Raw genomic sequence first — 24,113 nt, 5'->3', positions numbered from 1 at the left:
CCGGCCCCCTCGCCGCGACGAACGACCGTTATCCCCAACAGTGCCGCGCCGGGACGACGTCGGCGCGGCGGCTCAGGCGGCAGACGGGCCACCGAGGTGGATGAGCACCACCCCGGCGACGACCAGGCCGGCGCCCACCCCCTGCCAGACGGTGACCGCCTGCCCGAGGAACGTCGCCCCGATCCCGAACACCAGCAGCGTGCCGACGGCGGACCAGATGGCGTAGGCCAGGCCGACGGGCACCGTCTTCACCACCTGCGCCAGCAGCAGGAACGAGGTGGCGTAGCCGGCGACCACCACGATGCTCGGCAGCAGGACGGTGAAGCCGTTGGTGCGGGGGAGCAGCGAGGTGGCCAGCACCTCGGCGGCGATCGCCCCCATCAGCAGCAGGTACCCGGTCGCGCCGCCCTCCCTCACCGCGCGAAGGCTAGTCCCAGCGGTCGCGGGGGTGGTCCCACCCGCCGAAGTCGCCGGCCTCGGCGGTGGCGGCGGCGGTGAGGGCGACGACGACCAGCAGCGCCAGGAACACGCCGACGAGGAGCACGAGCCGCCGCCGGGTGCGGTCGGCGGCGCCCCACGAGCCGGCGCCCATCAGCGTGGTGCGGGCCTGCAGCGCAGCCGTCGAGGCCACCGCCCGCCAGCCGGGGGCGACCGGCGCGGCGGGCCCCGGGTCGGGCAGGTCGGCGGTGAGCAGCGGCAGCTCGTCGACGTAGCGGGCGGCGAACGCGGCCGTCGTCCGCTCGTGGCCCTCGTCGACGGTCAGCATGCCGGCGGCGACGGCGTCGTGCAGCCGGTGCACCACGGCCTCGCGCTGCGCGTCCGACGCCCGGATCCGGGCGCGGGTGCCGTCGGTGCTGTCGTCGGTCGGTGCGGTCATCGTGCGCTCCCCTCTCGCAGGCAGCGCCGAGAGTGCGCCCCCATCCTGTGCGGGCGCTGTGCACCACTGGCTACCGTCGGGCGGTGACGGTGTGGATCGGCACGTCGGGGTGGAGCTACGACCACTGGGACGGCGTGCTCTACCCGCCCGGCACGCCGCCGTCGGCACGGCTGGGGCACTACGTGCGGCGGTTCGACACCGTCGAGCTCAACGCGAGCTTCTACCGCTGGCCGCGCACCGCGGCCTTCGCCTCCTGGCAGCGGCGGCTGCCGCCGGGCTTCCAGCTGTCGGTGAAGGCGCCGCGCGGCCTCACCCACGCCAAGCGGCTCTACGGGCCCGAGGCCTGGATCCCGCGGTTCCGGGAGTGCTGGCACGAGCTCGGTGACAAGCGGGCGGTGTTCCTGGTGCAGCTGCACCCGAAGCACGAGCGCGACGACGCCCGCCTCGACTTCTTCCTCGCCCAGCTGCCGGACTGGATGCGGGTGGCCGTCGAGTTCCGGCACCCCAGCTGGCACGACGAGGGGGTGTACGCGCTGCTCGAGCGGCACGGCGCCGCCTACGTCGTCATGAGCGGGGCGGGGCTGCCGTGCCTGCTGCGGGCCACCGCGCCGTTCGTCTACGTGCGCATGCACGGCCCCGACGCCACGCACCTCTACGCCGGCTCCTACCCCGACGAGGACCTGCGCTGGTGGGCCGACCGGCTGCGGGAGTGGGCCGGCCAGGGCCGGGACGCGTACGTGTACTTCAACAACGACGGCTTCGGCCACGCGGTCCGCAACGCCGAGACCCTGCGGTCGTTCGTCTAGCCCTCGACCAGCGCGGCCAGCCGGGCCAGCGACTCCCGCCAGCCGCGCTCGTTGGCCTCGGCCGGGACGACGTCGGGCAGCCCCTCGTGGACGGCGACCAGGTCGGTGCCGCCGCCGTCGGCGTCGGCGAGCGTGACGGTGATCGTCATGGCGCCGCGCAGCGCCGGGTCGTCGCTCTCGAACTCGTCGACCTCGACCACGCGCTGGTCGGGCACCAGCTCGGCGAAGCGCCCGGAGTAGGTGTCGGTGCGCGCCGTCGTCTTGCCGACCCCGTCGGCGCCGTCGTAGGTGAGCGAGACGCGCAGCCGGCCGCCCTCGCGGGCGTCCCACTCGTGCACCTCGGACGTCATGCCCGGCGGCACCTTCCAGCGGGCGACCGCGTCGCGGTCGAGCAGCGCCCGGTAGACCGCCGGGCGGGGGGCGGCGATGTGCCGGGTCACCCGCGTCGAGCCCATGCCCGCTATCTCACCACCAGGGGCGCCGGTCGCAGCAGCGCGACGGCCAGGCCCGCGACCACGACGCCGGTGGCGTTGAGGACGGCGTCCAGCGGCGAGACCACCCGGCCGAGGGGCAGCGCCCACTGGAGCAGCTCGATGCCGGTGCCCGCGGCGAGGCCGAGGACGGCGAGCAGCGGCAGCCGCCCGAGCACCGGCCATCGGAGCACGGCCAGCGCGGCTGGCACGACCAGCAGCGCGAGGTTGCCCACCAGCTGCAGGGCGACCGACGGCGAGTCGAGGCCGGTGAGGTACCAGCGCAGCTCGGTCGCCGGCGCCCCCCACGACCAGCCGGCGCCCTCGGGCGCGAGGGTGACGAGGGCGATCACGGCCAGGGAGCCCAGCAGGGCCGCGGTCAGCGCGGGTCGTCGGTCGGCCACGTGGTGGTCCACGCGACCGACCATCCACCGCGTCGCTGTGCCGCGGCTGTGAGCTCACCGGGCAGCGGGCGCACCGGGGGCCAGCGAAACGCGGGTGGGGTCGTCCAGCACCGACTCCAGGGCCACGTGGGCGCCGCCCCGGATCGCGGCCGAGAACCCCAGCGTGGACATCACCACGCGGGCGCCGGCCGTCCGCGGGGCGAAGACCCGGCTCTCCAGCTCGGCGGCCAACGGCTCCCTCAGCCACCGGCCCAGGACGGCGAAGTAGCCCCCGAGGACGACGACCTCCGGGTTGAACAGGTTGATCAGCACGGCGACGCCGGTGCCCAGGCCGGTGCCGACGCGCTCGAGCGCCGCCAGCGTGCGCCGGTCACCGTGCTCGGCGCGCCGGGCGACCTCGGTCAGCCGCGCCTCGAGGTCGCGGGCGGCGTCGTGCACCGGGTCGCCGGGGTCGGCGGCGGCCCGCAGCAGCGCGGCGAGACCGACGACGGTCTCCCAGCACCCCCGCCGGCCGCAGCCGCAGACCAGCTCGGGGTCGCCGAGCGCGGTGTGCCCGACCTCGCCGGCGAGCCCGCCGCTGCCGCGCACCAGACGCCCGCCGACCAGCACGCCACCCCCGACGCCGACCTCCCCCGTCACGTAGACCAGGTCAGGGGTGCCGGCCTGCTCGCCCATGACGTACTCGGCGATGGCCGACAGGTTGGCGTCGTTCTCGACCCGGATCGGGAACTGCGCCCGCAGCCGGCGGTGCAGCCCGTCGCCGACGGGGACGTCGTGCCAGCCCGCGTTGGGCGCCAGGGTGACCACGCCGTCGGTGCTGCGGACCAGTCCCGGCACAGCGACCGTCAGGCCGGCCGGAGTCGCGCCGCGGATGCCCGCCGCGGCCACGGCCTCGGCGGCGAGCCCGGCCACCGCGTCGAGGGTGCGCTCCGGCCCCAGGGCCGGGACGTCGAGGGGCAGGCGGGCCTCGAACAGCACCTCCCCGCGCAGGTCCAGGACGAGCGCGGCGGCGTAGTCGACGTTGAGCTCGACGCCGACGCCGCACACCGAGCTGCCGTCCAGGTGCACGATCAGCCCGGGGCGCCCCACCGCGCCGGCGCGCTCCACCTCGCCGGTGCACACCAGCCCGCGCTCGGCGAGCTCGGCGACGAGGCTGGACACCGTGGCCTTGTTCAGCCCGGTCTCCTCGGCGATCCGCGCCCGGGACCGCGGGCCGTGGTCGCGCAGCAGGCGCAGCACCAGGCCCAGGTTGGCGCGCCGGATCGTGGCGTGGTCGACCGGGGCGTAGCGGGGAGGTGCGGCGGACCGGTACGGCGAGCGCTCGTCGAGCATGGCGCCTCCCCGGTCCTGGGCTGCATCCACCCTGTCAGTGCCCGGTCGCCGCCGCCCGTCGACGGGCGAGGGCGTCCACGCTCGCGGCCAGCAGCAGCACGCCACCGGTGATGACGAAGTTGAGGTAGGCCTCGACGCCGAGCAGGCCCAGGCCGTTGGCGATGATCGCCACGACCAGTCCGCCCAGGACGGCGTCGCGCACCCGCCCCCGTCCACCGAACAGGCTGGTGCCACCGATGACCGCCGCGCCCACCGCGTACAGCAGGGTGTTGCCGGCTCCCGACCCCGGGGTGACCGAGCCCAGCCTCGACGCGGCGGCGATGCCGCTGATCGCCGCCATCGTGCCGGCGATGACGAAGACCGACACCCGGATCCGGGTGACGTTGACGCCCGCCCGGCGGGCGGCCTCGGCATTGCCGCCGACGGCGTAGACGTGCCGGCCGTAGCCGGTGCGGCCCAGCAGGAACGTCAGCGCCAGCAGCAGGATCAGCACGAGCGGCACCGCGTAGGGGACGCCGGCCAGGTCGACCGCCGCCGCGAGCGCGCGGTCGACGCTGAGCACCGCGGTCACCCCGAGCACGACGAGGGTGATCACCCCGATCCGGAGCAGGACGACCGCGAGTGGCTCGGACGCCAGCTGGCGGGCGCGCTGCCGCCGCCAGCGGCCCAGCTGCAGCGCCGCGTACAGCAGCACGACGACCACGGCCAGCGTCCACCCCAGCCAGACCGGCAGGGTCTCGTTGCTGAGCCCGTTGATCACCGGGTCGCGCACCGGGACGGTGCCGCCCTGGCCGATCAACCGCAGGGTCACGCCCTGCCAGCCGAGGAAGAGCGCCAGGGTGACCACGAACGACGGGATGCCGACGATCCCCACCAGGCTGCCGGTGAAGAGCCCGATCACCACGCCGGTCGCGATCGCGGCGAGCACCGCGATCCACCAGGACGTGCCTGCCTCGGCGAGCAGCTGCGCCAGGACGGCGGCGCACACGCCGCTGACGACGCCGGCCGAGAGGTCGATCTCGCCGAGCAGCAGGACGAACACCAGCCCCATCGCCAGCAGCGTGATCGGCACGGCCTGCACGAGCAGGTTGGTCAGGTTCAGCGGCGTCAGGAAGGTCTCCGGCCGCAGGATCGTGAAGAGGATCCCGAGGACGACGATGCCGAGGACGGCGGGAAGCGCCCCGAGGTCGCCGCCGCGGACGCGGTCGACGTAGGCGCGGACGACCGCTCCGACCGAGTCGGCGCCGCGGTCGGACTCGAAGCCCGACGGCGCCGCGCCCGGCTCCTGCGCGCCGGTGGTGGGCAGCGTGTTGCTCGACATGGCGTCAGACCCCTGCCTCGGCGACGGCGGGCGCGATGCCCAGGTTGCCCGAACGGCCGGCCGTGATGAGCTCGATCACCTGGCTGCGGTCGACCTCGCCGATGGGCACGTCGGCGGCGACCCGGCCCAGGTACAGCGCGGCGATCCGGTCGGCGACCTCGAAGACGTCGACCATGTTGTGGCTGATGAAGATCACCGCGTGCCCGGTGTCGGCGAGGCGGCGCACGAGGTCGAGCACCTGGCGGGTCTGGGCCACGCCGAGGGCGGCGGTCGGCTCGTCGAGGATGACCAGCTTGGACTCCCAGAGCACCGCCTTGGCGATGGCGACGGTCTGCCGCTGGCCGCCGGACAGGCTGGACACCAGCTGGCGCACCGACTTCAGGGTGCGCACCGACAGCCGGGCGAGCGTGTCGCGGGCCGCCTGCTCCATGGAGGTCTCGTCGAGCACGATGCCGTTCCTGCGCTCGCGCCCGAGGAACATGTTCTGGACGACGTCGAGGTTGTCGCACAGCGCGAGGTCCTGGTAGACGACCTCGATGCCCAGGCCGGCGGCGTCGCGGGGGCCGCCGATGTGCACCGGCCGGCCCTCGAAGAGGAACTCGCCGGAGTCGACCGCGTGCGTGCCGGCGATGCACTTGATCAGGGTGCTCTTGCCGGCGCCGTTGTCACCGACGAGCGCGGTGACCTGGCCGCGGTAGACCGACAGGGACACGTCGTGCAGCACCTGGACGGCGCCGAAGCTCTTGTTCACGCCGCGCAGCTCGAAGGTGGGGACCTCGGCGCCGGGCGTGCCGTCGACGGGACGGGCCGGGGGAACGGACACGTCCCTCCTTCCTGGGGGAGCGGGGGAGCGGGGGGACGGCGGCTGGCCGGCAGTGTGCGCCGCAGGGGCGCCCCGGTAGAAGGGGGTCGCCCCTGCGGCGCCGGCGGATCAGGAGATGCCGAGCTCCGTGCACGCGGCGGCGAACTCACCGGTGCACAGGTCCTCGGCGGTGACGAAACCGTCGTCGACGACGTCGGAGACGTTGTCCCGGAAGATCGAGACCGGCTCGAGCAGGACCGACGGGACCGACCGGCCGCCCTCGGGGTCCTCGGCCTCGCCGTTGGTCTCGGCGTCCTCGCCGTTGATCAGCGCGATGGCGAGCTCGGCCAGCGCGTTGGCCTCCTCCGCGATCGGCTTGTAGACGGTCATGCACTGGTTGCCGGCGAGGATGTTCTGCAGGCCCTCGGTGGTGGCGTCCTGACCGGTCACCGGCACCGAGCCCGCGACGCCGTTGCGCTCGAGGACGCCGATGACCGAGTTGGCCAGGCCGTCGTTGGCGGCCAGCACGCCCTGGATGTTGCCGCCGGCCTGCGTGTACATCTGCTCGAAGATGGTCGCGGCCTGCTGGTTGTCCCAGCCCGGCACCGCCTGCTCGGCCACCTGGGTGTAGTTCGTGAGGGGGTCGAGCACCTCGTGCGCGCCCTCGGAGAACAGCGTGGCGTTGTTGTCGTCGGGGGAGCCGTTGAGGAAGGCGATGTTGGCGGTCGTGGTCTCGCCCAGGCACTGCGCGAGGCCCTCGCCCTGCAGCCGGCCGACCTGCGTGTTGTCGAAGGACACGTAGTACTCGGCGGAGCCGCCGAGGGTGAGCCGGTCGTAGTCGATGGTGGCGACGCCCTGGTTCGCGGCCTGCTGCTGGATCTGCGCGCCGGAGGCGCTGTCGAGGTTGACGATCGCCAGCACGGTGACACCGCCGGTGATCATCTGCTCGGCGATGGTGGCCATCCGCTGGGCGTCGCCCTCGGCGTTCTGGATGTCGTACTCGATGCCGGCCTCGTCGAAGGCGGCCTCCAGCAGCGGGCGGTCGGCGGTCTCCCACCGCACCGACGACTCCGTGTCGGGGAGGATCACGCCGACCTTGCCGGCCGCCTCCCCGCCGCCGCCACCGCCACCGCCGCCGTCGTCGCCGCCGTCGTCGCCCCCGCCGCAGGCCGCCAGGCCGAAGACCAGGGTCGAGGCGAGCGCCAGAGCCAGGGTGTGCCGTCGCGCCATGATGCGCTCCTGCCATTTCGTTGGGGACACCGAGGAATTGCGGGCGCAATCTTGCGGTGACTCCAACTGTGACCGCAACCACATGCCGGGCTTCCGTTGCCGGACCGTGACATGCACCGGTGGGAGGAGTCACAGCGTCGGCACAGGGTCACCACAGACGCGGCGCGCACCGTGGGGGCCGACCGAGAGGAGCCGCCCGTGCTCACGATCGAGGCCCCCTGCCCGCCGGACGGTGCGCGGTCCCCGGCCCGTCCGGTGCTGGTCGTCATCGCCGGCCTGCCCGGCAGCGGCAAGACGACGCTGCTGCGCCGGCTGCTCACCGGTGCGCCGCCCGGGATCGCCGGGTTCGACTCCGAGCAGGTCACCGAGCGGCTGCGCGCTGCGGGCGTCCGCCTGCCGTACCGGCTGCTGCGGCCCTGGGTGCACCTCTGGCACCGCCGGCGGGTGCTGCGCGGCATCCGCTCGGCCGCGCCGGTCGTCGTCCTGACCGATCCGTGGACGCACCGGGGCTGGCGCGACGCGGTGCTCGCCGCCGCCGCGCGGTCCGGCCGCGCCGTGCGGCTGGTCCTGCTCGACGCCTCGGCGCAGCAGGCCGCCGGTGGTCAGACCGCCCGCGGCCGGAGCATCCCTCCGCGGTCGATGCGCCGGCACGTCGCCCGGTGGGACGACGTGCTGTGGACGGTGGCCGACGAGGGGCTGACGGGGGTCGCCTCGTCGCTGGTCGTGGACCGGTCGGAGGCCGACCGGCTCACCCTCGCCGAGCTCCTGCCGCCGCGCTGAGGCGTCCAGCGAACCCCAGTCGGCCCGCCGGGGGCGCGCCCACGACCCTCGAGCTGACGATCGCCGACCTCGCGAACGGCGGCGTGCCGTTCGAGGGCGTGGGCGTCAGCGACACCACGACCGCCCCGACCGGCGGCATGGCGGGATCCCCGCCGGGTAGGTAGCGACGGTGTCCGCACCGTCCGTGAACCGCGCCCCCCGGCCCAGCAGCCTGGCCGACGTCCTCGACGTGGTCCTCGACAAGGGCATCGTCATCGACGCCTACGTCCGGGTCGCGCTGCTCGGCATCGAGCTGCTGACCGTCGACGCGCGCGTCGTCATCGCCAGCGTCGACACCTACCTGCGCTTCGCCGAGGCGGTGAACCGGCTCGACCTCTACCCGGGCGAGCAGCCGAAGGGCCTGCCCGGCCTGTTCGAGGAGGGCGTCGAGGGCGCGGCGAAGTCGGTGGTCAAGAAGAAGCTGTCGCACCCGTTCGGTTAGGACCCCGGTTCCCGGGCATGGAGGCACCACCATGCGTGCGATGACCTACCGCGGCCCGTACAAGATCCAGGTCGCCGACAAGGCCGACCCGGTGATCGAGCACCCCAACGACGCGATCGTGCGGGTCACCCTGGCCGCCATCTGCGGCTCCGACCTGCACCTCTACCACGGGATGATGCCGGACACCCGGGTCGGGCACACCTTCGGCCACGAGTTCATCGGGGTGGTCGAGGAGGTCGGCCCCTCGGTGCAGAGCCTGCAGGTGGGGGACCGCGTGATGGTCCCGTTCAACATCTTCTGCGGGTCGTGCTGGTTCTGCGCCCGCGGCCTGTACTCCAACTGCCACAACGTGAACCCGAACGCCACGGCGGTCGGGGGCATCTACGGCTACTCGCACACGACCGGGGGGTACGACGGGGGGCAGGCGCAGCGCGTGCGGGTGCCGTTCGCCGACGTGGGCCCGGTGCGGATCCCGGACTGGATGCACGACGAGGACGCCGTCCTGCTCACCGACGCCGCGGCCACCGGCTACTTCGGCGCCCAGCTGGGGGAGATCGCCGAGGGCGACACGGTCGTCGTCCTCGGGGCCGGGCCGGTGGGCCTGATCGCCGCCCAGTCGTCGTGGCTGATGGGCGCCGGCCGGGTGATCGTCGTCGACCAGCTGGAGGAGCGCCTGGAGAAGGCGCGCAGCATGGCCTACGCCGAGACGCTCAACTACAACGAGGTGGACGACGTCGTCCTCGAGCTGAAGAAGCAGACCGACTTCCTGGGCGCCGACGTGGCCATCGACTGCGTCGGCGCGGAGGCCGACGGCAACCTGCTGCAGCACCTGACCGCCGCGAAGTTCAAGCTCCAGGGCGGGTCGCCGGTCGCGCTGAACTGGGCGATCGACGGCGTGCGCAAGGGCGGCACGGTCTCGGTGATGGGCGCCTACGGGCCGATCTTCAACGCGGTGAAGTTCGGCGACGCGATGAACAAGGGGCTCACCCTGCGGATGAACCAGACGCCGGTGAAGCGCCAGTGGCCCCGGATGTTCGAGCACGTCCGCAACGGCCACCTGACGCCGCGGGCGATGGTGACCCACCGGTTCCCGCTCGAGCACATCGCCGAGGCCTACCACGTGTTCTCCGCCAAGCTCGACGGCTGCATCAAGCCGCTGATCCTGCCCAGCGCGGCCTGAGGAGCGCGACCGTGGTCGACCCCGACATCCCGTCCGCCTACGTCAGGGACCGGCGCACCCCGCCGCCGTCGCGCGACGAGCTGCGCGCCCGCATCCCCGGCTGGGGCGCCGACCTCGACCCGGCGGACCGCCCGTCGCACCCCAAGCTGCGCTACGCGCCCGAGGAGTCCGGGGCGCACTGGGACTTCCCCGAGCGGCAGCCCGAGAAGTGGCCGCGCGAGCGCTCGGTCGAGCACGCGTTCGTCACCCCGGTGTTCGGCACCGCGCAGCCGCCGAAGGGCCTGTCCGGCGCGATCCGGAAGTACGCCTACCGCCGGTTCAGCGAGGGACGGGCGGCGCACTGGCTGCTGCTGGTCGCCGCCGACCGGGTGGACGCGTGGGAGGAGCACCTGCGCTCGTTCGCCACCCCGCGGCCGGACAACCCGGTCACGCAGACCGGTGTGCGGGCCGAGTTCTCGCACAACGGCCTCGCGTCGCGGGTCGGCCGGGGCCGCACCGACGTCCGGCACCAGGTGCTGGACCCGGTGCTCGTCGCCGGGCCGTGGGTCCTCGGCGTCGTCGCCGCGGTCAGGGGCGGACGGCGGCTGGTGCGGGCGCTGACTCGCTGACAGGCTTGGCCGATGATCTTCATCACCGCCAAGTTCCGGATCCGTCCCGAGGACGCCGACGACTGGCCGTCGATCAGCAAGGCGTTCACCGAGGCCACGCGCGCCGAGCCGGGCTGCCTGTGGTTCGACTGGTCGCGGAGCCTGGACGACCCGACCGAGTACGTGCTGGTGGAAGCGTTCCGGGACGGTGACGCCGGCGCCGCGCACGTGCAGTCCGACCACTTCAAGGCCGCGCAGCGGGAGCTCCCGCCGCACCTGGCCGAGACGCCGCGGATCGTCAACTTCACGGTCCCGCAGGACGACTGGTCGGAGCTGGGGGAGTTGCGGGTCGACCGCTCCTGAGACCGGGTCTGCCCGCCGACCGGGTGCGCGAACTGTCAGCGGGACGGCCCCGGACTGCCATTTCGCGCACACGGTCGGCCGCCGGGCTCAGGTCTCCAGGACCTGGCGGAGCGCCGCGAGGTTCGCCGGCATCTCCTTGCGCGCCTCACGTCGCACGACGAGGGGCACGAGCACTCGGCCGATCCCGTGCCCCTCGAAGTCGACGGCGATGGTGAGGCGGGACCGTTCGGCGCCGAGCGGGACCACGGTGACGTCGACGAGGGCCCGGATCGGACCGTCGAGGCCGCGGACCTGCCAGCTCGTGGGCGGGTCCGCGTGCGCCACCTCCGAGGTGCTCGCCCGGGCGGCGTTCAGCTGCTCTGAGGGGCGAGCAGGGCGGCGTAGCGCTCGAGGTAGAGCGGCCAGCCCTCGGGGTGGGCGACGCCGTCGGACAGCGACTCCCAGCCGGGGCCGTGCCGGTCGAGGTGGCGGTGCTCGAGCTTGACGCGCGTCCGGCCGGGCTCCTCGGCCACGAACCGGACCTCGACCTCGCTGGCGTTCTCGGGATCGGCCTCGATCTGCCAGGTGGGGCCGATGTCCCAGCTGAACACGACCCGGTGCGGCGGCTCGTAGACCAGCACCCGCGCCCAGCGGCACTCGCTGCCGTCGGTCGCGCGGTCGTAGATGTGCCCGCCGACCCGCGGCTCGAAGACGGTCTCGGCGATCGGGGCGCCGAGCAGGTTGTGCTCCGGCGGCTTGATCTCGCCGAACCGGGCGGTGAACACGGTGAAGGCCCGCTCGACCGGGGCGGCCACGACGATCTGCCGGCGGACCACCGCCGCTGGTGCCTGGGTCATCCCTGCTCCTCGTCGGGTTGCTCGACGACGTCTCCGTAGGCGGACAGGGCCCGGCTCCAGAAGGTGTCGAGCTGGTCCCGCAGTGCCGCGACCGCCGTGGGGTCGAGGCGGTAGATCCGGCGGGTGCCGGCGGACCGCTCGCTCACCAGGCCGGCGTCCTTGAGCACCTTGAGGTGCTGGGACACCGCCGGGCGGCTGACCGGGAGCTCCGCGGCGAGCTCGCCCACGGCGCGGGGGCGCTCGGCGAGGCACTCGACGATCGCGCGCCGCGTCGGGTCGCCCAGCGCCGCGAAGCCCTCGTCGCTTCGGTCAGCTCCCACGAACGGTAAGCCTGCTCTTACCGATGGGTCGACGTCAAGACACGGCGACCTGTCGACTGGTCGACATGGCGACCGTGCTCAGCCGAGCAGGACCCGCTTCTCCAGCCACTCGTTGCGGAACGCCCCGCGCGGGTCGAGCCGCTCGACGAGGGCGACGAAGTCGGCGTGCCGCCCGTACAGCGGGGCGATCCGCGCGGCGCCGGCCGCGAAGACCTTGCCCCAGTGCGGCCGCGCCCCGAACGGGGCGAGCGCCTTCTCGAGGGCCGGCAGCAACGCCTCGACCTCGCGCTGACGCGGCTGCCAGGTGAAGTGCAGGGCCACCGAGTCTCGGTCGAACGCGGTGCTCATCCACAGCCGGTCGGCGGCGACGGTCCGGATCTCGCACACCTGCAGCAGCGGGCGGATCCGGTCGGCCAGGCGGCGGACCGCCCCGATCGCCGCCACCGCGTCGGCACGGGGGAGCAGGTACTCCGACTGCACCTCGTCCCCGGCGCTCGGGGTGAAACCCATGCGGAAGTGCGGCAGCCGGTCCGACCACGGCCCCGGCCGCCCGAGCTGCGGGGTGGCGAACCGGGGGTCCTGGCCCGGCACCGGGTTGCGGTCCTCGGGCGCGGGGACGGCGCCGAACAGCTCGTCGCCGGCCAGCTCGCCGCCGCGGTCCTTGACCCACACCTGGGCGCCGTCGTCGTCCCACCGCGTGAACACGCTGACGCTGTAGCCGCGGGCCATGACGTCGCCGAAGTGGGCGGCCAGCGCGTCCCAGGGCAGCCGTTCGTACACCCGCTGCGCCACCTCGTAGGCCGGCTCCACCTCCAGCGTGACCCGGGTGACCGCACCGAGCGCGCCCAGGCCGACGACCGCGCCGGCGAAGTCGTCGTCGCCCCGCGCCAGCCGGACGAGCTCGCCGGACGACGTGACGAGCTCCAGCGCGGTGACCGCCGTCGCCAGGTTGCCGTTGCCGACCCCCGAGCCGTGCGTCGCGGTCGCGACCGCGCCCGCGACCGAGATGTGCGGCAGCGACGCCAGGTTGTGCAGGGCCAGGCCCTCGCCGGCCAGCACCCCGGCGAGCTCCCCGTAGCGCATGCTGCCGGGCAGCGACACCGTGCCGGCCTCGTGGTCGACGACGACCTCGGCCGGCAGCGCGTCGAGGGAGAGCAGCTCGGCCGAGTCGGCGATGTCGTTGAACGAGTGCCGCGAGCCGAGCACCCGGATCCGGGGCACCGCGGCCACCAGCTCCTGCACCTGCTCGAGGGTCTTCGGCTCGTGCAGCCGCTCCGCCCGGTAGGTGTGGTTGCCCGCCCAGGTGGTCCCGACGCCGGTCACGGCGCGGGGGTGCCGGCCGGCGTGACGACGAGCCAGACCCCGCCGTACTCCTCGACGTCGTGGCAGAAGACCTGCCCGGGGTCCTCGTGGGCGTAGTAGTACAGCGGATGACCGGCGTAGGTGACCTGCACGGACCCATCTTGGCGCGGCGTCGTCCCGAGCAGGTCGGCGCGCACCTCGCCGGCGGCGACCGGCGGCCCGTCGGTGAGCACCGGCGGCCAGTCGACCGCGCAGTCGTCGTAGCAGTCGGGGGTGCTCGTCGTCTCCCGGTCGAACAGGTAGATGGCCTGCCCGACGTCGTCGAACAGCATCGTCCCGTAGTCGCTGCCCCCGGTGGTGACCACCTGACCGGGCGCGACCGGGCTGGGCGGGGGCGTGGTCTGCGAGGGAGCCGCCGTCGTCGAGGTCGCGGTGGGGGAGGACGTCGACGGCGAGGTCGTCCCGGCCGCCGGCGACGACGGTTCGCCGCCGCAGCCGGCGACGAGCAGGCACGCGACGCCTGCCAGGCCGGCTGCCCGCACCCGCGGCTGCATGCCCGTCATCCTGCCGGGACCAGCGGTCCTGTCAACGCCGCATCGCCGAGCGGCCGGCCCCGGGCGACGCCTCGGCCGCGAGCAGCGGCAGCGGCCGCCACGGGACCAGCACCGACAGCGCGATGACGCTGGTCGAGCGGACGACGTTCGGCGAGCGGCCCAGCTCCACGAGCACCTGCTGCAGGGCCTCGTGCGACCGCGCGGCGACCCGGCACAGGACGTCGCCGCTGCCCGTCGTCGCGTGCGCCTCGAGCACCCCGGGGATCGCCTCCAGGTCGTGCCGGACGGCGTCGAGCGCGCCCTGCGCGATCTCCAGGGTGACGAAGGCCTGGACGCCGAAGCCGGCCGCGGCGATGTCGACGTCGGGCCCGTGCCCGGTGACGACGCCGGTGCGCTCCAGCCGCTCGAGCCGGGCGGTGACGGTCCCGCGGGCCACGCCGAGCAGCCGGGAGAGCTCCAGGTCGCCGGCCCGCGGGTGCTCGCGCAGGGCGGTGAGGAGGGCGACGTCGAGGGTGTCCACGGCTGTGCAGTCTGCACAGCACCTCGTCGTGAGCGCTAGACCGAGCGATCACCAGTGACAGCATCGGGCGTACCGCTTGCGCAGTGCGCCGGACCGGGTGTGCGCTGGGCCGCGACCCCCGCGCGCGAAGGAGGAGCCATGAGCCTGGACTCGGTGCTGAACGACGAGGAGCGCCTGGCGCAGCTGGACCTCGACCAGCTCAAGCAGCTCGTCGGCCTGGTCGAGCACGACGACTCGACCGACCCGTTCCCGGTGTCGGGCTGGGACGCGCTGGTGTGGACCGTCGGCAACGCGGTGCAGACGGCGCACTTCTTCCAGTCCGCGTTCGGCATGGAGCTGGTCGCCTACTCCGGCCCGGAGACCGGCAACCGCGACCACCACGCCTTCGTGCTGACTTCCGGGGCCGCCCGGTTCGTCGTCCAGGGCGCCTACGACCCGGCCAGCCCGCTGGCCGACCACCACCGCGCGCACGGCGACGGCATCGTGGACATCGCGCTGACCGTGCCCGACGTCGACCGCTGCATCGCCCACGCCCGCGCGGAGGGGGCGACGGTGCTCGAGGAGCCGCACGACGTCACCGACGAGCACGGCACCGTCCGCCGGGCCACGATCGCCGCCTACGGCGACACCCGGCACTCGCTCGTCGACCGCTCGCGCTACTCCGGGCCGTACCTGCCCGGCTTCGTCGCGAAGCGCTCCACGTTCGTGAAGCGCCCGGGCGCGCCCAAGCGGCTGTTCCAGGCCGTCGACCACGTCGTCGGCAACGTCGAGCTCGGCGCCATGGACGCCTGGGTCGACTTCTACAACCGGGTCATGGGCTTCACCAACATGGCCGAGTTCATCGGCGAGGACATCGCGACCGACTACTCGGCGCTGATGAGCAAGGTCGTCGCCAACGGCAACCACCGGGTCAAGTTCCCGCTCAACGAGCCGGCGCTGGGCAAGAAGAAGTCGCAGATCGACGAGTACCTGGAGTTCTACGGCGGGCCCGGCGCGCAGCACGTGGCACTGGCGACCAACGACATCCTCGGCACCGTCGACGCCATGCGCGCCGAGGGCATCGAGTTCCTGACGACGCCGGACTCCTACTACTCCGACCCCGAGCTGCGGGCCCGCATCGGCACCGTCCGCGCGCCGATCGAGGAGCTGCAGGAGCGGGGCATCCTGGTCGACCGCGACGAGGACGGCTACCTGCTGCAGATCTTCACCAAGCCCACCGGTGACCGGCCGACCGTCTTCTTCGAGCTCATCGAGCGGCACGGCTCGCTCGGCTTCGGCAAGGGCAACTTCAAGGCCCTCTTCGAGGCCATCGAGCGCGAGCAGGAGCGCCGCGGCAACTTCTGAGAGGACCTCGCTGCCCCCCACCGCTCGCACGCTCGCGGCGGGACCCTGCAGCGGGGCCGTTCCAGCAGCTCACCAGGTCGCTTCCGCGACGATCCCCAGCCAGGCGGCGCCGGCGGGGGAGAGCACGAACAGCTCCACCGGGAAGCCGTCGGGGCCGCGCAGGTTGAGGTGACCGCCGGCATCGGTCCGCACGACGCCGGAGTTCTCGACGCCGAGCTCGTCGAGGCGCCGCACCCAGGCCTCGAGCGCCGCGTCGTCGGGCACGGCGAGGGCGAGGTGGTCCAGGCCGGTGCGGCGCTCGTCGAACGGGCCGGTGACCGCACCGCCGTGGTCGGTCAGCCCGACCGCGACCAGCGCCGTCCGGTGCAGCAGGAACGCGAACGCCTCCTGCCGCTCGACCAGCTCGAAGCCCAGCGCGCGGGTCCAGAAGGCGACCGCCGCATCCACGTCGGGGACGCTGAGGCCGACGTGGGAGAAGCCGGCGAGGGCGGTCACCGCCGGTGCCCGTCCAGGCGGCTCGCGGTGAGCGCCCGCAGGCGGACGGGGGCGCCGCAGCACATCGCGACGAGCCCCATGCTCGTGCCGAGCGAGGTGAGCAGGCGGCGGGGGAAGGTGTCCTGTTCTGCCATGCGGCGAGCGTCGCGGCGGAGCGGGGACCGTCGCGTCGGGGAAACCCCTCGACACGTCCGCCGGGGCATAGCGTCCAGGGCCGTGCTCGTGGGACGCGCGGCGGAGCTCGCGGCGATCGCCGCGACGCTGGACGGCGCCCGCGCCGGCCGGTGCCGCGCCCTCCTCCTCGAGGGCGAGCCGGGCGTCGGCAAGACGACGCTGCTCGACGCGGCCGTCGCACGGGCCGACGGGTTCCGCTGCCTGCGCACGACCGGGGTCGAGGCCGAACTGGGCCTCGGGCACGCGGGCCTGCTGGAGCTGCTCACCCCGCTGCGCGCCCTCCTGCCGGAGCTGCCCGTCCCGCAGGCGCGGGCCCTCGCCGCGGCCCTCGGGTGGGCGGACGGGCCGGCGGCGGGGGAGCGGTTCCTGGTCGCGGCGGCGACGATGGCCCTGCTGGCCCGGGCGGCGGAGGACGACCCGGTCGCCGTCGTCGTGGACGACGTGCAGTGGGTGGACCGGGAGTCGGCGCGGGCGGTGGCGTTCGCCGCCCGGCGGCTGCGGCACGACCGGGTGGCGTTCGTGCTCGCCCGCCGGCCGCCCGCGGACGACGACGAGCTCGCCGACCTGCCCCGGCACCGGCTGGCCGGGCTGACCCCGGCCGCGGCCGCCGAGCTGCTCGGCAGCGCGGTGGCGCCCGCCCTGGTCGCCCCGCTGGTGGCGGCGACCGCGGGCAACCCCCTGGCCCTGGAAGCCACCGCCCGGTCGCTCACCGCCGAGCAGCGCCGCGGGTCGGCGCCGCTGCCCGAGGTGCTGCCCGGGGCGGATCGGCTGGACGGCTTCGACCGGCTGGTCGGAGCGCTGCCGCCCGGCGCCCGGCGGGCCGCCCTGCTCGCCGCGCTGTCCGGCGGCCCGGAGGCCGGACCGGTGGGCGCGGCGCTGCGCGCGGCCGGTGAGGACGCCGAGGCCGCCCTGGGTGAGGCCGAGTGCGCCGGCGTGCTCCGCCTCGGCCCGGGCACGCTCGCCTTCCCCCACCCGCTGCTGCGGTCGGCGGTGCTCCGGTCGGCCGCGCCGGACGCGCGCCGGGCCGGGCACGCCGCGCTGGCCGACGCGCTCGCCGGCGATCCCGACCGCGCCCTCCGGCACCGGGCGCAGGCGGTCGTCGGCGCCGACGACGCCCTCGCCGACGACCTCGAGCGCCTGGCCGCGCGCGAGCGGGTGCGCAGCGGCTTCGCCGCCGCCTCCGCCCTGCAGGAGCAGGCGGCCCGCCTGCACGGTGCCGGCGACGCCGCGGCGACCGCCCGGTCCGGGGCGGTCGAGGACGCGTTCCTCGCCGGCGACCCGGGCCGGGTGCGGGCGCTCGCCGCGCAGGTGCTGGCCGGCCCCGCGCCGGCCGGGGCCCGCGGCCGCGCGTTGCTCTGCCTGGGCACGCTCGAGCACTACGCGGGCTCGGTGCCGGCCGCGCCGGCGTTGCTGCGGGAGGCCGCGGCGTGCACGACCGGCGTCGTCCGGCTGCGGGCGCTGACCGAGCTCGGCGTGACCGGCTACCGCCTCGCCGCGCCGGCCACGGTCACCGAGGTCGCCGACGAGATCGCGGCCACCGCCGACCGCACCGACCCCGAACAGGCGGTGCTCGCCGACTACGCCCGGGCCGCCGCGCTCGGGTTCGCCGGCGAGTGGGCCGCGGCCCGGCCGTTCGCCCTGCGCGCCTTCGCCGCCCTGGAGCGCGAGCCGCGCCTGCGCGACGAGCCCCGCTACCTGTTCCTCGCCCTCCTCGCGCCCGGCTGGGCCGACGACCTGACCCTCCTCGACGGGGTGCTCGACCGCCGGCTGGCCGCGGCGCGGGCCGCCGGCGCGCTGGGCGTGCTGCCCCCGGTCCTCGGCCTGATCGCCACCGGTGCCCTGGCCACCGGCGAGCACCGGGTGGCCTACGCCGCCGCGGGCGAGTCCGTCGAGCTCGGCACCGAGCTGGGCTACGTCGCCGACGTCGCCACCGCCTGCGAGGTGCTCGCCTGGGAGGAGGCGGCGCGCGGCCGGCACGCGCAGGCGGCGGAGGCGCTCGCCCGCGCCCGCGAGCTGGAGGAGCGGGCCGGCGTCCTGGACGGGGCGGTGCAGCTGCACCTGGCCGACGCCTTCACCGCGCTCTGCCGCGGCGACCTGGCCCGCGTCGCCGCCGTCCTGGAGGAGCGGATCGCCGCCGACGGCGGTCGGCTGATGCGGGGTGAGTACGAGCTGGCCGTCGCCCCCGACCTGGCCGAGGCCTACCTGGGCCTCGGCCGGCGGGACGACGCCGCCGCGCTGGCCGCCCGGCACGCGGCGCTGCACCGCGACTCGCCGGTGCCCGGCATCCGGGCCGACGTCGAGCGTCTCGCCGGCCTGCTCGCCACCGACGACGCGGCGGCCGATGCCGCGTTCGAGCGCGCGCACGAGGCGCTCGCGGCGGCTGCCGACCCGTTCGCCGCGGCCCGCACCCGGCTGCTGCACGGCGCGCGGCTGCGTCGGGCCGGGCGGAGGGTCGAGGCCCGTGCACAGCTCGACCGCGCCGTGGAGGCGTTCGACGGCATGGGCCTCGACGGCTGGACCCGGCGGGCCCGCGGCGAGCTGGCCGCCACCGGGCTGCGGGCGCGGCGCGGGCCGGCCGCGGGGGAGGAGCTGACGTCGCAGGAGACCCGGGTCGCCCTGCTGGTGGCGCAGGGCCTGGCCAACAAGGAGGTCGCCGCGGCGCTGTTCCTCAGCCCCAAGACCGTGGAGCACCACGTGACGAGCATCCTGCGCAAGCGGGGCCTGCGGTCCCGCGCCGCCGTGGCCGCGGAGTTCGCCGGGCGTTGACGGCGCTCAGCGGAGGCCGCGCGTGCGGAGCTCGTCGAGGAGCAGCGCGTCCGCCGGCTCGGTGGTCCGCAGGCCGCCGGTGCCGCCGTGCCCGTGCAGCGAGCGCCACTCCGCGAGCAGCACGTCGTCGGGCAGCGACGCCAGCAGCCGACGGTGCAGGTCCGCGTCGGTCCCCGGACCGCTCGCGGGCCCGGCCCGGCGCGGTTCGGGGGTCGCCAGCAGCCAGTGCCAGGTGAGGAACGTCCCGCCGAGGATCAGGACGGTCAGGAGGACCCCGCCGATCGGCCCCAGGTGCTCCGCCGCGGCCGCCGCCCCCGGGAGACCCGCCGCGACGACCGCGACGGCGACCGGGTGCGGCACGGGTGGCAGGCCGTCGGGGGCGCGGCGCAGCAGGGCGGCGACCGCCCCGCCCACGGCGGCCACCGCCGCGGCGGTGATCGCGACGGTCGCCGGGTGCAGGAGCACACCGGTGAGGGCGAGCGTGACGTAGACGAGCAGGGCGCCCGCGCGCACGAACGGCAGCAGTGCAGTTGCCCGCACCGGTGGCCAGGAAGCGTTCCTCCCCATCGCTGCCTCCTCCGTCGACCCGCGAGCGGTCGATACCCAGAGGGATGGCCCGCCACCGGCCCGGGCTCACGCGATGGGGGCGTTCGTCATCCCATCGCAAAGCGCGACCGTGGCGGGCGGCAGGATGCCGGCATGCCGATCGTCCTGCTCGTCCGCCACGGCCAGGCCTCCTTCGGGGCGGCGGACTACGACAGCCTCTCCGACCTCGGGCGGCGGCAGGCCGAGCTCACCGGGCGCTGGCTGGCCGGCCGCGGGCTGCGGGACCCGGTCGCCGTCCACGGCTCGCTGCGCCGCCAGCGCGACACCGCCGCGCTCGCCCTCGCCGCGGCCGGCCTCGACGTGACGCCGGCCGCCGACCCGCGCTGGGACGAGTACGACCACATCGACCTGGTCCGCCGGTACGCCGGCGCGCAGGGGAGGGACGAGCCGCGCAGCTCGCGGGAGTTCCAGGTCGTCCTGGACGCCGCGCTGACCGCCTGGGTGGAGCACGGCGACGAGGGCGGCTGGCCGGCGTTCACGTCGACCGTCGGCGCGGCGCTGCGCGAGCTCGTCGCCGGTCTGCGGCCGGGGCAGGACGCCGTCGTCTTCACCTCCGCCGGCGTCATCGCCGCGGTGTGCGCCGAGCTGCTCGGCAGCGGCGCCGCCGGGCTCGTGGCCCTCAACCGGGTGGCCGTCAACGGCGCCGTCACCAAGCTCGCCGCCGGGCGCTCCGGACTGGCCCTGCTTACCTTCAACGAGCACAGCCACCTGGGCGGCGACGACCTCACCTACCGGTGACCCCGGCCGCCGACTAACTTGGTGGGCAGTGCAGTAACCCCCACAGGGAGGCCCGCATGGCCAGGCTCGAGGGCAAGGTCGCGTTCATCACCGGGGCGGCCCGCGGGCAGGGGCGCGCGCACGCCGTCCGGTTCGCCGAGGAGGGCGCCGACGTCGTCGCCGTCGACGCGCTCACCGACGTCGGCAGCGTCGGCTACCCCATGGCCGGCGAGGCGGACCTGGAGGAGACCGTCCGGCTGGTCGAGCAGCGGGGACGGCGGATCGTCGCCCGCCGGGCCGACGTCCGTGACGGCCCGGCGCTGCGACGGGCGCTCGACGAGGCGGTCGCCGAGCTCGGCCGGCTCGACGTCGTCGTCGCCAACGCCGGCATCGCGTCGTTCGGCCCCGCCGAGGAGCTCTCGGACGCCATGTGGGACGACATGATCGACATCAACCTCAGCGGTGTCTTCCGCACGGTCCGCGCGGCGATCCCGCACCTGAAGCGCACCGGGGACGGCGGCGCCGTCGTGCTCATCGGCTCGGTCGGCGGATTGCGCGGCATCGCCAACATCGCCCACTACAGCGCCGCGAAGTTCGGCCTGGTCGGCTTGATGAAGGTGCTCGCCCTCGAGCTCGCCGGGCACCGCATCCGGGTCAACGTCGTCCACCCGACCAACGTCGACACCCGGATGATCCACAACGACTCGCTCTACCGCCTCCTCTTCCCCGACCGGGACCCGTCCACGGTCACCCGCGAGGAGGCCTGGGAGGTCATGAGCGGGATGCCGCTGCTACCGATCGGGTGGGTCGACACCGCCGACGTCACCGAGGCGCTGCTCTACCTGGTCTCCGACAGCGGCCGGCACGTCACCGGGATCGAGCTGCCCGTCGACGCCGGTCATTCCCTCCGGTGAGGATCCGGGGCGCCACGGCGCTGGTCACCGGCGCCAACCGCGGCCTCGGCAGAGTGTTCGTCGAGGCGCTGCTCGCCCGCGGGGCGGCGACGGTGTACGCCGGGGCCCGCGACCCGCGCTCGGTGGACGCGCCCGACGGCCGGGTGGTCCCGGTCCGGCTCGACGTCACCGACGCCGCCGACCGCCGCGCCGTCGCCGACCGGTGCACCGAGCTCGACCTGCTGGTCAGCAACGCCGGGCTGGCGCCGGCCGGGCCGGTCCTGGACACACCGGACGAGGTCGCGCGGGAGACCTTCGAGGTCAACGTCTTCGGCCCGCTGGCCCTGGTCCAGGAGCTGGTGCCGGTGCTGCGCCGCCGCCGCGGGGGCGTGCTGTTCGTCAACTCGGTGACCGGCCTGGTGGTCTCCCGCAGCTCGCCGGTCTACGGGGCCAGCAAGGCCGCCGCCCGCATGCTCGCCCTGGCGGTGCGGGAGCAGCTCGCGGCCGACGGCGTCGTCGTCACCACCTCGCACCCGGGGTTCGTCGACACCGACATGGCGGCCGCCGTGCCGTTCCCGAAGGCGTCGCCGGCCGAGGTGGTCGAGCGCTCGCTGGACGGGTGGGAGGCGGGCGAGACGGCGGTGTTCCCCGACCGGCTCGCCGAGCTGGTCCGGCAGGCCCTGTCCGAGCGGACGGCGGAGGTGCTCACCGAGCCCCAGCGGCTGATGACCGGCCTGGTGGCCGAGCTCTGAGAGCCGCCGGCCGGTCCGTCGTCCGCGCCGCTCGAGTCGCTCCCACGGGGCTCGCGGCGAGCACGTCGGTCAGCTGCTCGTACCGGCCGCGCGCCTCCGCCCGGCCGGGGTGAGCCCGCTGTCGGACGTTCCCGCGGGAACGCCCGCAAGGCCCGTCGCTCGCGCCGTTCCCGCGGGAACGTCGACTGGACCTCACCGCGCGGAGCAGGGACGTGGGGGACCGGTGCTGCGGTTGCGGCATGGCTCCTGTCCTCAGGATCATCCGGCTCCCCTGAGTCCCGTTCGGTCACGTGACCGGGCAGGAGCCGGCCTGCTCCGAGGAGGCGTGATGGAGACCGTTGCCGCGGCGGCGTTCAACTCTCCGGAGCCGTGGGCGACTCCATGCGGGCGTCCCAGAGGCCGCCTTGCGTCCGTGAGCGGCCACTCAGGGCGACTCACGGCGGGGCGTTCAGACCGGCATGCAGTCTTCGTCCGCGTTCACGTTCGTCAGGACCTCACAGACGCAGAAGCCGGTGCTCCTCAAGATGCAGGCCATGCTGGAGCCCCTACCTGCTCGCAGCCGGTTGAACGAGGCGAGCCGGTGTGGCGACGTGCTGCATCCGGCGCTCTGCCGAGCCGAGAGCGGATGGCTCGGATGGCTCGAGAGCCACCTGCAGCGCGCATCGGCGGCGTCGCACGAGTCCGGAGTTGTTCAGGGGGCGATGCTCGCTCCGAGCACTCCGGCGGCCAGCCTGGGGAGGAGGTGGGCCTGATCCAGTCCCAGCGCAACCAGCACGTCGGCGTCGAGCCAGGTGTCGACCCCCTCCGGCAGCTTCGCGGCGACCCGGTCGGCGAGCCTGTTGTCCCCCTGGGCGCGCAGCATCCTCACCAACTCGTCGCGATCGATCTTCATGGTTCCCCCAGCCCTTCCAGTGCGGCCGCGGCGCCTGTGCTCCGTGGCAGCGCGCAGTCTTCTCCCGGGAAGGAGGGCTGATCACCTCCGAAAGGAGGAGGCCGGCGCACATGCCAGTGCCAGACTTCGGTCGGAAGTTCGTACCGGGCACCGGGGCTGTCTGAATCGAGGTTCCGACATGACCACTTCGGTGACGGGTCCCGACGTGGACCGCCTGATCCGTCTGGCGCTCCCGCAGCTGCGCAGAGCGACCGGGGTCGAGAGTGCGATCGGCGGTCCGGTGAGCCGCGGCGGACGGCGGCTGGTCATCACCAGTCTCGACACGATGCTCACGCCCGTGTTCCTCGGGCAGGTGTTCTCACCCGGCATGGGCGTGAACGGTAAGGCGCTACAGCTCGGCCGGCCGGTCGCGGTCGACAACTACCTCGCCTGCACGCGGATCACCCACCCGTTCGACGCCAAGGTTCGCCAGGAGCACCTCCAGAGCATCTTCGCGGTGCCAGTCCACGCCGGCGGCCACATCCAGGCGGTCCTCTCGGGCGGGCTGCGGAGCGGGGAGCCCTTCGGGGATCGGGTGCTCGACGCCGCGGTCTCGGTCGCCGCGGCGCTCGGGCGGGAGATCGCCATCGAACAGGAAGTGACCCGTCGGCTCCAGGCCATCGAGCAGCACCGACAGCGCACGGAGTGGCGGGGCCTCACGGCCGACGAGTCGCGCGAGATCTACGATGAACTGCTGTCGATCGCCTCTGCGACCGGCGACTCGCTTCTCAGCGGTCGTCTGCTGGTCGTGTGCGACCGCATGGCGCTCGCCGTCGAGCCGCCCGCGACGCACAGCCCGTACCTCACCAACCGGGAGCGCGCCGTGCTCGTGGAGATGGCCCTCGGTCGGACGAATCAGGAGATCGCCGACCGGCTGGCGATCATGCCCACCACCGTGAAGACCTACTTGCAGAACACCATGCGCAAGCTCGGCACCCGCAATCGAGTCGAGACCATCCAGGCCGCTCGACGTGCGGGAGTGCTGGCGTAGCTCGGACTCTCCAGAGCCCGGGGCGAACCGAGACGCGGCACGCGGCCGTCTCGGGGCGATCGCCTCGGGCTCGGTTCGGCCCGACGTGTGTCCCCTGAGCCGCCTGATCCGAAAATCCCCTGGTGCTGGGTCAGGCGGCGGGGTTGAGGGTCACGCTGTAGCCGAGCGCTTGTAGCTCGCGGACGTGCTGGCGGACCTTGCGCTCGGGGTTGGTGCGGGCCGCGTAGAAGTCCGAGCCGAGGTCGACGAACTGCGCCTGCTCGTCGGAGAGCAATGCCC

At 74.6% G+C, this 24,113-nt stretch carries 30 protein-coding genes; 12 read left to right on the top strand and 18 right to left on the bottom strand.

What is annotated here, in order from left to right; genetic code table 11:
• Window positions 1-72 precede the first annotated feature (72 nt).
• Complete coding sequence (locus ACI8AF_RS13045) at window positions 73-417, bottom strand: DMT family transporter (protein WP_456540141.1); 345 nt, start codon at window positions 415-417, stop codon at window positions 73-75.
• Between the two features lie 10 nt (window positions 418-427).
• Window positions 428-877, bottom strand: a complete 450-nt coding sequence (locus tag ACI8AF_RS13040; protein ID WP_456540140.1) for a DUF1707 SHOCT-like domain-containing protein — start codon at window positions 875-877, stop codon at window positions 428-430.
• Between the two features lie 83 nt (window positions 878-960).
• Between ACI8AF_RS13040 and ACI8AF_RS13035 the strand changes: the two genes are divergently transcribed.
• Window positions 961-1,683, top strand: coding sequence for a DUF72 domain-containing protein (locus ACI8AF_RS13035; protein WP_456540139.1), 723 nt, complete (start codon window positions 961-963; stop codon window positions 1,681-1,683).
• Here ACI8AF_RS13035 and ACI8AF_RS13030 read toward each other — a convergent pair.
• The 6 genes from ACI8AF_RS13030 to ACI8AF_RS13005 form a co-directional block, all read right to left on the bottom strand.
• Entirely contained in the window at window positions 1,680-2,138 is a 459-nt protein-coding gene (locus tag ACI8AF_RS13030; protein ID WP_456540138.1) for an SRPBCC family protein, read from the bottom strand. The two genes, ACI8AF_RS13035 and ACI8AF_RS13030, sit on opposite strands and share 4 nt — an antisense overlap.
• Before the next feature lie 5 nt (window positions 2,139-2,143).
• Window positions 2,144-2,569: a VanZ family protein gene (locus ACI8AF_RS13025; RefSeq protein WP_456540137.1), complete on the bottom strand. Its 426-nt coding sequence runs from the start codon at window positions 2,567-2,569 to the stop codon at window positions 2,144-2,146.
• Between the two features lie 42 nt (window positions 2,570-2,611).
• Window positions 2,612-3,889, bottom strand: coding sequence for an ROK family transcriptional regulator (locus ACI8AF_RS13020; RefSeq protein ID WP_456540136.1), 1,278 nt, complete (start codon window positions 3,887-3,889; stop codon window positions 2,612-2,614).
• 34 nt (window positions 3,890-3,923) lie between these two features.
• Window positions 3,924-5,210, bottom strand: a complete 1,287-nt coding sequence (locus ACI8AF_RS13015; RefSeq protein ID WP_456540135.1) for a sugar ABC transporter permease — start codon at window positions 5,208-5,210, stop codon at window positions 3,924-3,926.
• A gap of 4 nt (window positions 5,211-5,214) precedes the next feature.
• Window positions 5,215-6,033: an ATP-binding cassette domain-containing protein gene (locus ACI8AF_RS13010; RefSeq protein ID WP_456540134.1), complete on the bottom strand. Its 819-nt coding sequence runs from the start codon at window positions 6,031-6,033 to the stop codon at window positions 5,215-5,217.
• Between the two features lie 108 nt (window positions 6,034-6,141).
• Window positions 6,142-7,242 carry a sugar ABC transporter substrate-binding protein gene (locus ACI8AF_RS13005; RefSeq protein ID WP_456540133.1) on the bottom strand — a complete coding sequence of 367 codons (1,101 nt, stop codon included), beginning with the start codon at window positions 7,240-7,242 and terminating at the stop codon, window positions 6,142-6,144.
• A 198-nt stretch (window positions 7,243-7,440) separates the two neighbouring features.
• Between ACI8AF_RS13005 and ACI8AF_RS13000 the strand changes: the two genes are divergently transcribed.
• The 5 genes from ACI8AF_RS13000 to ACI8AF_RS12980 all read left to right on the top strand — a co-directional run bounded on the left by ACI8AF_RS13000 (window position 7,441) and on the right by ACI8AF_RS12980 (window position 10,633).
• Window positions 7,441-8,022, top strand: coding sequence for an AAA family ATPase (locus ACI8AF_RS13000; RefSeq protein WP_456540132.1), 582 nt, complete (start codon window positions 7,441-7,443; stop codon window positions 8,020-8,022).
• 169 nt (window positions 8,023-8,191) lie between these two features.
• A complete protein-coding gene (gene gvpJ, locus ACI8AF_RS12995) occupies window positions 8,192-8,503 on the top strand; it encodes a gas vesicle protein GvpJ (protein ID WP_456540131.1) in 312 nt (103 codons plus the stop codon).
• Between the two features lie 31 nt (window positions 8,504-8,534).
• On the top strand, window positions 8,535-9,683 hold the full coding sequence (locus ACI8AF_RS12990; protein ID WP_456540130.1) for a zinc-dependent alcohol dehydrogenase: 1,149 nt from the start codon (window positions 8,535-8,537) through the stop codon (window positions 9,681-9,683).
• 11 nt (window positions 9,684-9,694) lie between these two features.
• Complete coding sequence (locus tag ACI8AF_RS12985; RefSeq protein ID WP_456540129.1) at window positions 9,695-10,291, top strand: hypothetical protein; 597 nt, start codon at window positions 9,695-9,697, stop codon at window positions 10,289-10,291.
• Window positions 10,292-10,303: 12 nt separating this feature from the next.
• Window positions 10,304-10,633 (top strand): putative quinol monooxygenase, encoded by a 330-nt coding sequence (locus tag ACI8AF_RS12980; protein ID WP_456540128.1) that lies wholly within the window; start codon window positions 10,304-10,306, stop codon window positions 10,631-10,633.
• A gap of 87 nt (window positions 10,634-10,720) precedes the next feature.
• On the opposite strand, the gene ACI8AF_RS12975 is transcribed toward ACI8AF_RS12980, so the two are convergent.
• From ACI8AF_RS12975 to ACI8AF_RS12950, 6 genes are all read right to left on the bottom strand, one after another.
• Window positions 10,721-10,957, bottom strand: a complete 237-nt coding sequence (locus ACI8AF_RS12975; protein ID WP_456540127.1) for a hypothetical protein — start codon at window positions 10,955-10,957, stop codon at window positions 10,721-10,723.
• A 26-nt stretch (window positions 10,958-10,983) separates the two neighbouring features.
• A complete protein-coding gene (locus ACI8AF_RS12970; RefSeq protein WP_456540126.1) occupies window positions 10,984-11,469 on the bottom strand; it encodes an SRPBCC family protein in 486 nt (161 codons plus the stop codon).
• On the bottom strand, window positions 11,466-11,789 hold the full coding sequence (locus tag ACI8AF_RS12965; RefSeq protein ID WP_456540125.1) for an ArsR/SmtB family transcription factor: 324 nt from the start codon (window positions 11,787-11,789) through the stop codon (window positions 11,466-11,468). The genes ACI8AF_RS12970 and ACI8AF_RS12965 overlap by 4 nt, the downstream gene beginning before the upstream one ends.
• Before the next feature lie 78 nt (window positions 11,790-11,867).
• Complete coding sequence (locus tag ACI8AF_RS12960; RefSeq protein ID WP_456540124.1) at window positions 11,868-13,112, bottom strand: D-arabinono-1,4-lactone oxidase; 1,245 nt, start codon at window positions 13,110-13,112, stop codon at window positions 11,868-11,870.
• Window positions 13,109-13,645 carry a COG4315 family predicted lipoprotein gene (locus ACI8AF_RS12955; protein ID WP_456540123.1) on the bottom strand — a complete coding sequence of 179 codons (537 nt, stop codon included), beginning with the start codon at window positions 13,643-13,645 and terminating at the stop codon, window positions 13,109-13,111. The genes ACI8AF_RS12960 and ACI8AF_RS12955 overlap by 4 nt, the downstream gene beginning before the upstream one ends.
• A gap of 31 nt (window positions 13,646-13,676) precedes the next feature.
• Window positions 13,677-14,165: an Lrp/AsnC family transcriptional regulator gene (locus ACI8AF_RS12950; RefSeq protein ID WP_456540122.1), complete on the bottom strand. Its 489-nt coding sequence runs from the start codon at window positions 14,163-14,165 to the stop codon at window positions 13,677-13,679.
• A 138-nt stretch (window positions 14,166-14,303) separates the two neighbouring features.
• On the opposite strand from ACI8AF_RS12950, the gene hppD reads away from it, so the two are divergent.
• The gene (gene hppD / locus ACI8AF_RS12945) at window positions 14,304-15,509 is read left to right on the top strand and encodes a 4-hydroxyphenylpyruvate dioxygenase (protein WP_456540121.1); all 1,206 of its coding nucleotides are present in this window, start codon (window positions 14,304-14,306) and stop codon (window positions 15,507-15,509) included.
• Between the two features lie 69 nt (window positions 15,510-15,578).
• Here the strand turns inward: hppD and ACI8AF_RS12940 are convergent, their stop codons facing one another.
• The gene (locus tag ACI8AF_RS12940; protein ID WP_456540120.1) at window positions 15,579-16,004 is read right to left on the bottom strand and encodes a VOC family protein; all 426 of its coding nucleotides are present in this window, start codon (window positions 16,002-16,004) and stop codon (window positions 15,579-15,581) included.
• Complete coding sequence (locus ACI8AF_RS12935) at window positions 16,001-16,138, bottom strand: hypothetical protein (RefSeq protein WP_456540119.1); 138 nt, start codon at window positions 16,136-16,138, stop codon at window positions 16,001-16,003. The genes ACI8AF_RS12940 and ACI8AF_RS12935 overlap by 4 nt, the downstream gene beginning before the upstream one ends.
• Window positions 16,139-16,220: 82 nt before the next feature.
• On the opposite strand from ACI8AF_RS12935, the gene ACI8AF_RS12930 reads away from it, so the two are divergent.
• Window positions 16,221-18,944, top strand: a complete 2,724-nt coding sequence (locus tag ACI8AF_RS12930) for an AAA family ATPase (protein WP_456540118.1) — start codon at window positions 16,221-16,223, stop codon at window positions 18,942-18,944.
• Window positions 18,945-18,950: 6 nt separating this feature from the next.
• Here the strand turns inward: ACI8AF_RS12930 and ACI8AF_RS12925 are convergent, their stop codons facing one another.
• Complete coding sequence (locus ACI8AF_RS12925) at window positions 18,951-19,511, bottom strand: hypothetical protein (protein ID WP_456540117.1); 561 nt, start codon at window positions 19,509-19,511, stop codon at window positions 18,951-18,953.
• Window positions 19,512-19,643: 132 nt separating this feature from the next.
• Between ACI8AF_RS12925 and ACI8AF_RS12920 the strand changes: the two genes are divergently transcribed.
• From ACI8AF_RS12920 to ACI8AF_RS12910, 3 genes are read left to right on the top strand one after another with little or no spacing between them, the layout of a single operon-like run.
• Window positions 19,644-20,288, top strand: a complete 645-nt coding sequence (locus tag ACI8AF_RS12920) for a histidine phosphatase family protein (protein ID WP_456540116.1) — start codon at window positions 19,644-19,646, stop codon at window positions 20,286-20,288.
• A gap of 56 nt (window positions 20,289-20,344) precedes the next feature.
• Complete coding sequence (locus tag ACI8AF_RS12915) at window positions 20,345-21,181, top strand: mycofactocin-coupled SDR family oxidoreductase (RefSeq protein WP_456540115.1); 837 nt, start codon at window positions 20,345-20,347, stop codon at window positions 21,179-21,181.
• Complete coding sequence (locus ACI8AF_RS12910; protein ID WP_456540114.1) at window positions 21,178-21,912, top strand: SDR family NAD(P)-dependent oxidoreductase; 735 nt, start codon at window positions 21,178-21,180, stop codon at window positions 21,910-21,912. Before ACI8AF_RS12915 ends, ACI8AF_RS12910 begins: the two co-directional genes overlap by 4 nt.
• A gap of 691 nt (window positions 21,913-22,603) precedes the next feature.
• Here the strand turns inward: ACI8AF_RS12910 and ACI8AF_RS12905 are convergent.
• Window positions 22,604-22,804, bottom strand: coding sequence for a hypothetical protein (locus tag ACI8AF_RS12905; RefSeq protein ID WP_456540113.1), 201 nt, complete (start codon window positions 22,802-22,804; stop codon window positions 22,604-22,606).
• Window positions 22,805-22,982: 178 nt separating this feature from the next.
• Between ACI8AF_RS12905 and ACI8AF_RS12900 the strand changes: the two genes are divergently transcribed.
• Entirely contained in the window at window positions 22,983-23,834 is an 852-nt protein-coding gene (locus ACI8AF_RS12900) for a LuxR C-terminal-related transcriptional regulator (protein WP_456540112.1), read from the top strand.
• The last annotated feature ends 279 nt before the right edge of the window (window positions 23,835-24,113 follow it).

The sequence above is a fragment of the Blastococcus sp. SYSU D00669 genome (assembly GCF_054050715.1).
The sequence above is the reverse complement of the archived record's forward strand: the minus strand, read 5'-3'. Positions and strand labels throughout refer to the sequence as shown.

Coding starts and splice junctions, on each gene's coding strand:
- ACI8AF_RS13030 (WP_456540138.1), bottom strand. CDS start 2,138: ATGGGCTCGACGCGGGTGACCCGGCACATCGCCGCCCCCCGCCCGGCG.
- ACI8AF_RS12920 (WP_456540116.1), top strand. CDS start 19,644: ATGCCGATCGTCCTGCTCGTCCGCCACGGCCAGGCCTCCTTCGGGGCG.
- ACI8AF_RS12905 (WP_456540113.1), bottom strand. CDS start 22,804: ATGAAGATCGATCGCGACGAGTTGGTGAGGATGCTGCGCGCCCAGGGG.
- hppD (WP_456540121.1), top strand. CDS start 14,304: ATGAGCCTGGACTCGGTGCTGAACGACGAGGAGCGCCTGGCGCAGCTG.
- ACI8AF_RS13040 (WP_456540140.1), bottom strand. CDS start 877: ATGACCGCACCGACCGACGACAGCACCGACGGCACCCGCGCCCGGATC.
- ACI8AF_RS12955 (WP_456540123.1), bottom strand. CDS start 13,645: ATGCAGCCGCGGGTGCGGGCAGCCGGCCTGGCAGGCGTCGCGTGCCTG.
- ACI8AF_RS12970 (WP_456540126.1), bottom strand. CDS start 11,469: ATGACCCAGGCACCAGCGGCGGTGGTCCGCCGGCAGATCGTCGTGGCC.
- ACI8AF_RS12935 (WP_456540119.1), bottom strand. CDS start 16,138: ATGGCAGAACAGGACACCTTCCCCCGCCGCCTGCTCACCTCGCTCGGC.
- ACI8AF_RS12980 (WP_456540128.1), top strand. CDS start 10,304: ATGATCTTCATCACCGCCAAGTTCCGGATCCGTCCCGAGGACGCCGAC.
- ACI8AF_RS13015 (WP_456540135.1), bottom strand. CDS start 5,210: ATGTCGAGCAACACGCTGCCCACCACCGGCGCGCAGGAGCCGGGCGCG.
- ACI8AF_RS12990 (WP_456540130.1), top strand. CDS start 8,535: ATGCGTGCGATGACCTACCGCGGCCCGTACAAGATCCAGGTCGCCGAC.
- ACI8AF_RS13005 (WP_456540133.1), bottom strand. CDS start 7,242: ATGGCGCGACGGCACACCCTGGCTCTGGCGCTCGCCTCGACCCTGGTC.
- ACI8AF_RS12900 (WP_456540112.1), top strand. CDS start 22,983: ATGACCACTTCGGTGACGGGTCCCGACGTGGACCGCCTGATCCGTCTG.
- ACI8AF_RS12915 (WP_456540115.1), top strand. CDS start 20,345: ATGGCCAGGCTCGAGGGCAAGGTCGCGTTCATCACCGGGGCGGCCCGC.
- ACI8AF_RS12925 (WP_456540117.1), bottom strand. CDS start 19,511: ATGGGGAGGAACGCTTCCTGGCCACCGGTGCGGGCAACTGCACTGCTG.
- ACI8AF_RS13020 (WP_456540136.1), bottom strand. CDS start 3,889: ATGCTCGACGAGCGCTCGCCGTACCGGTCCGCCGCACCTCCCCGCTAC.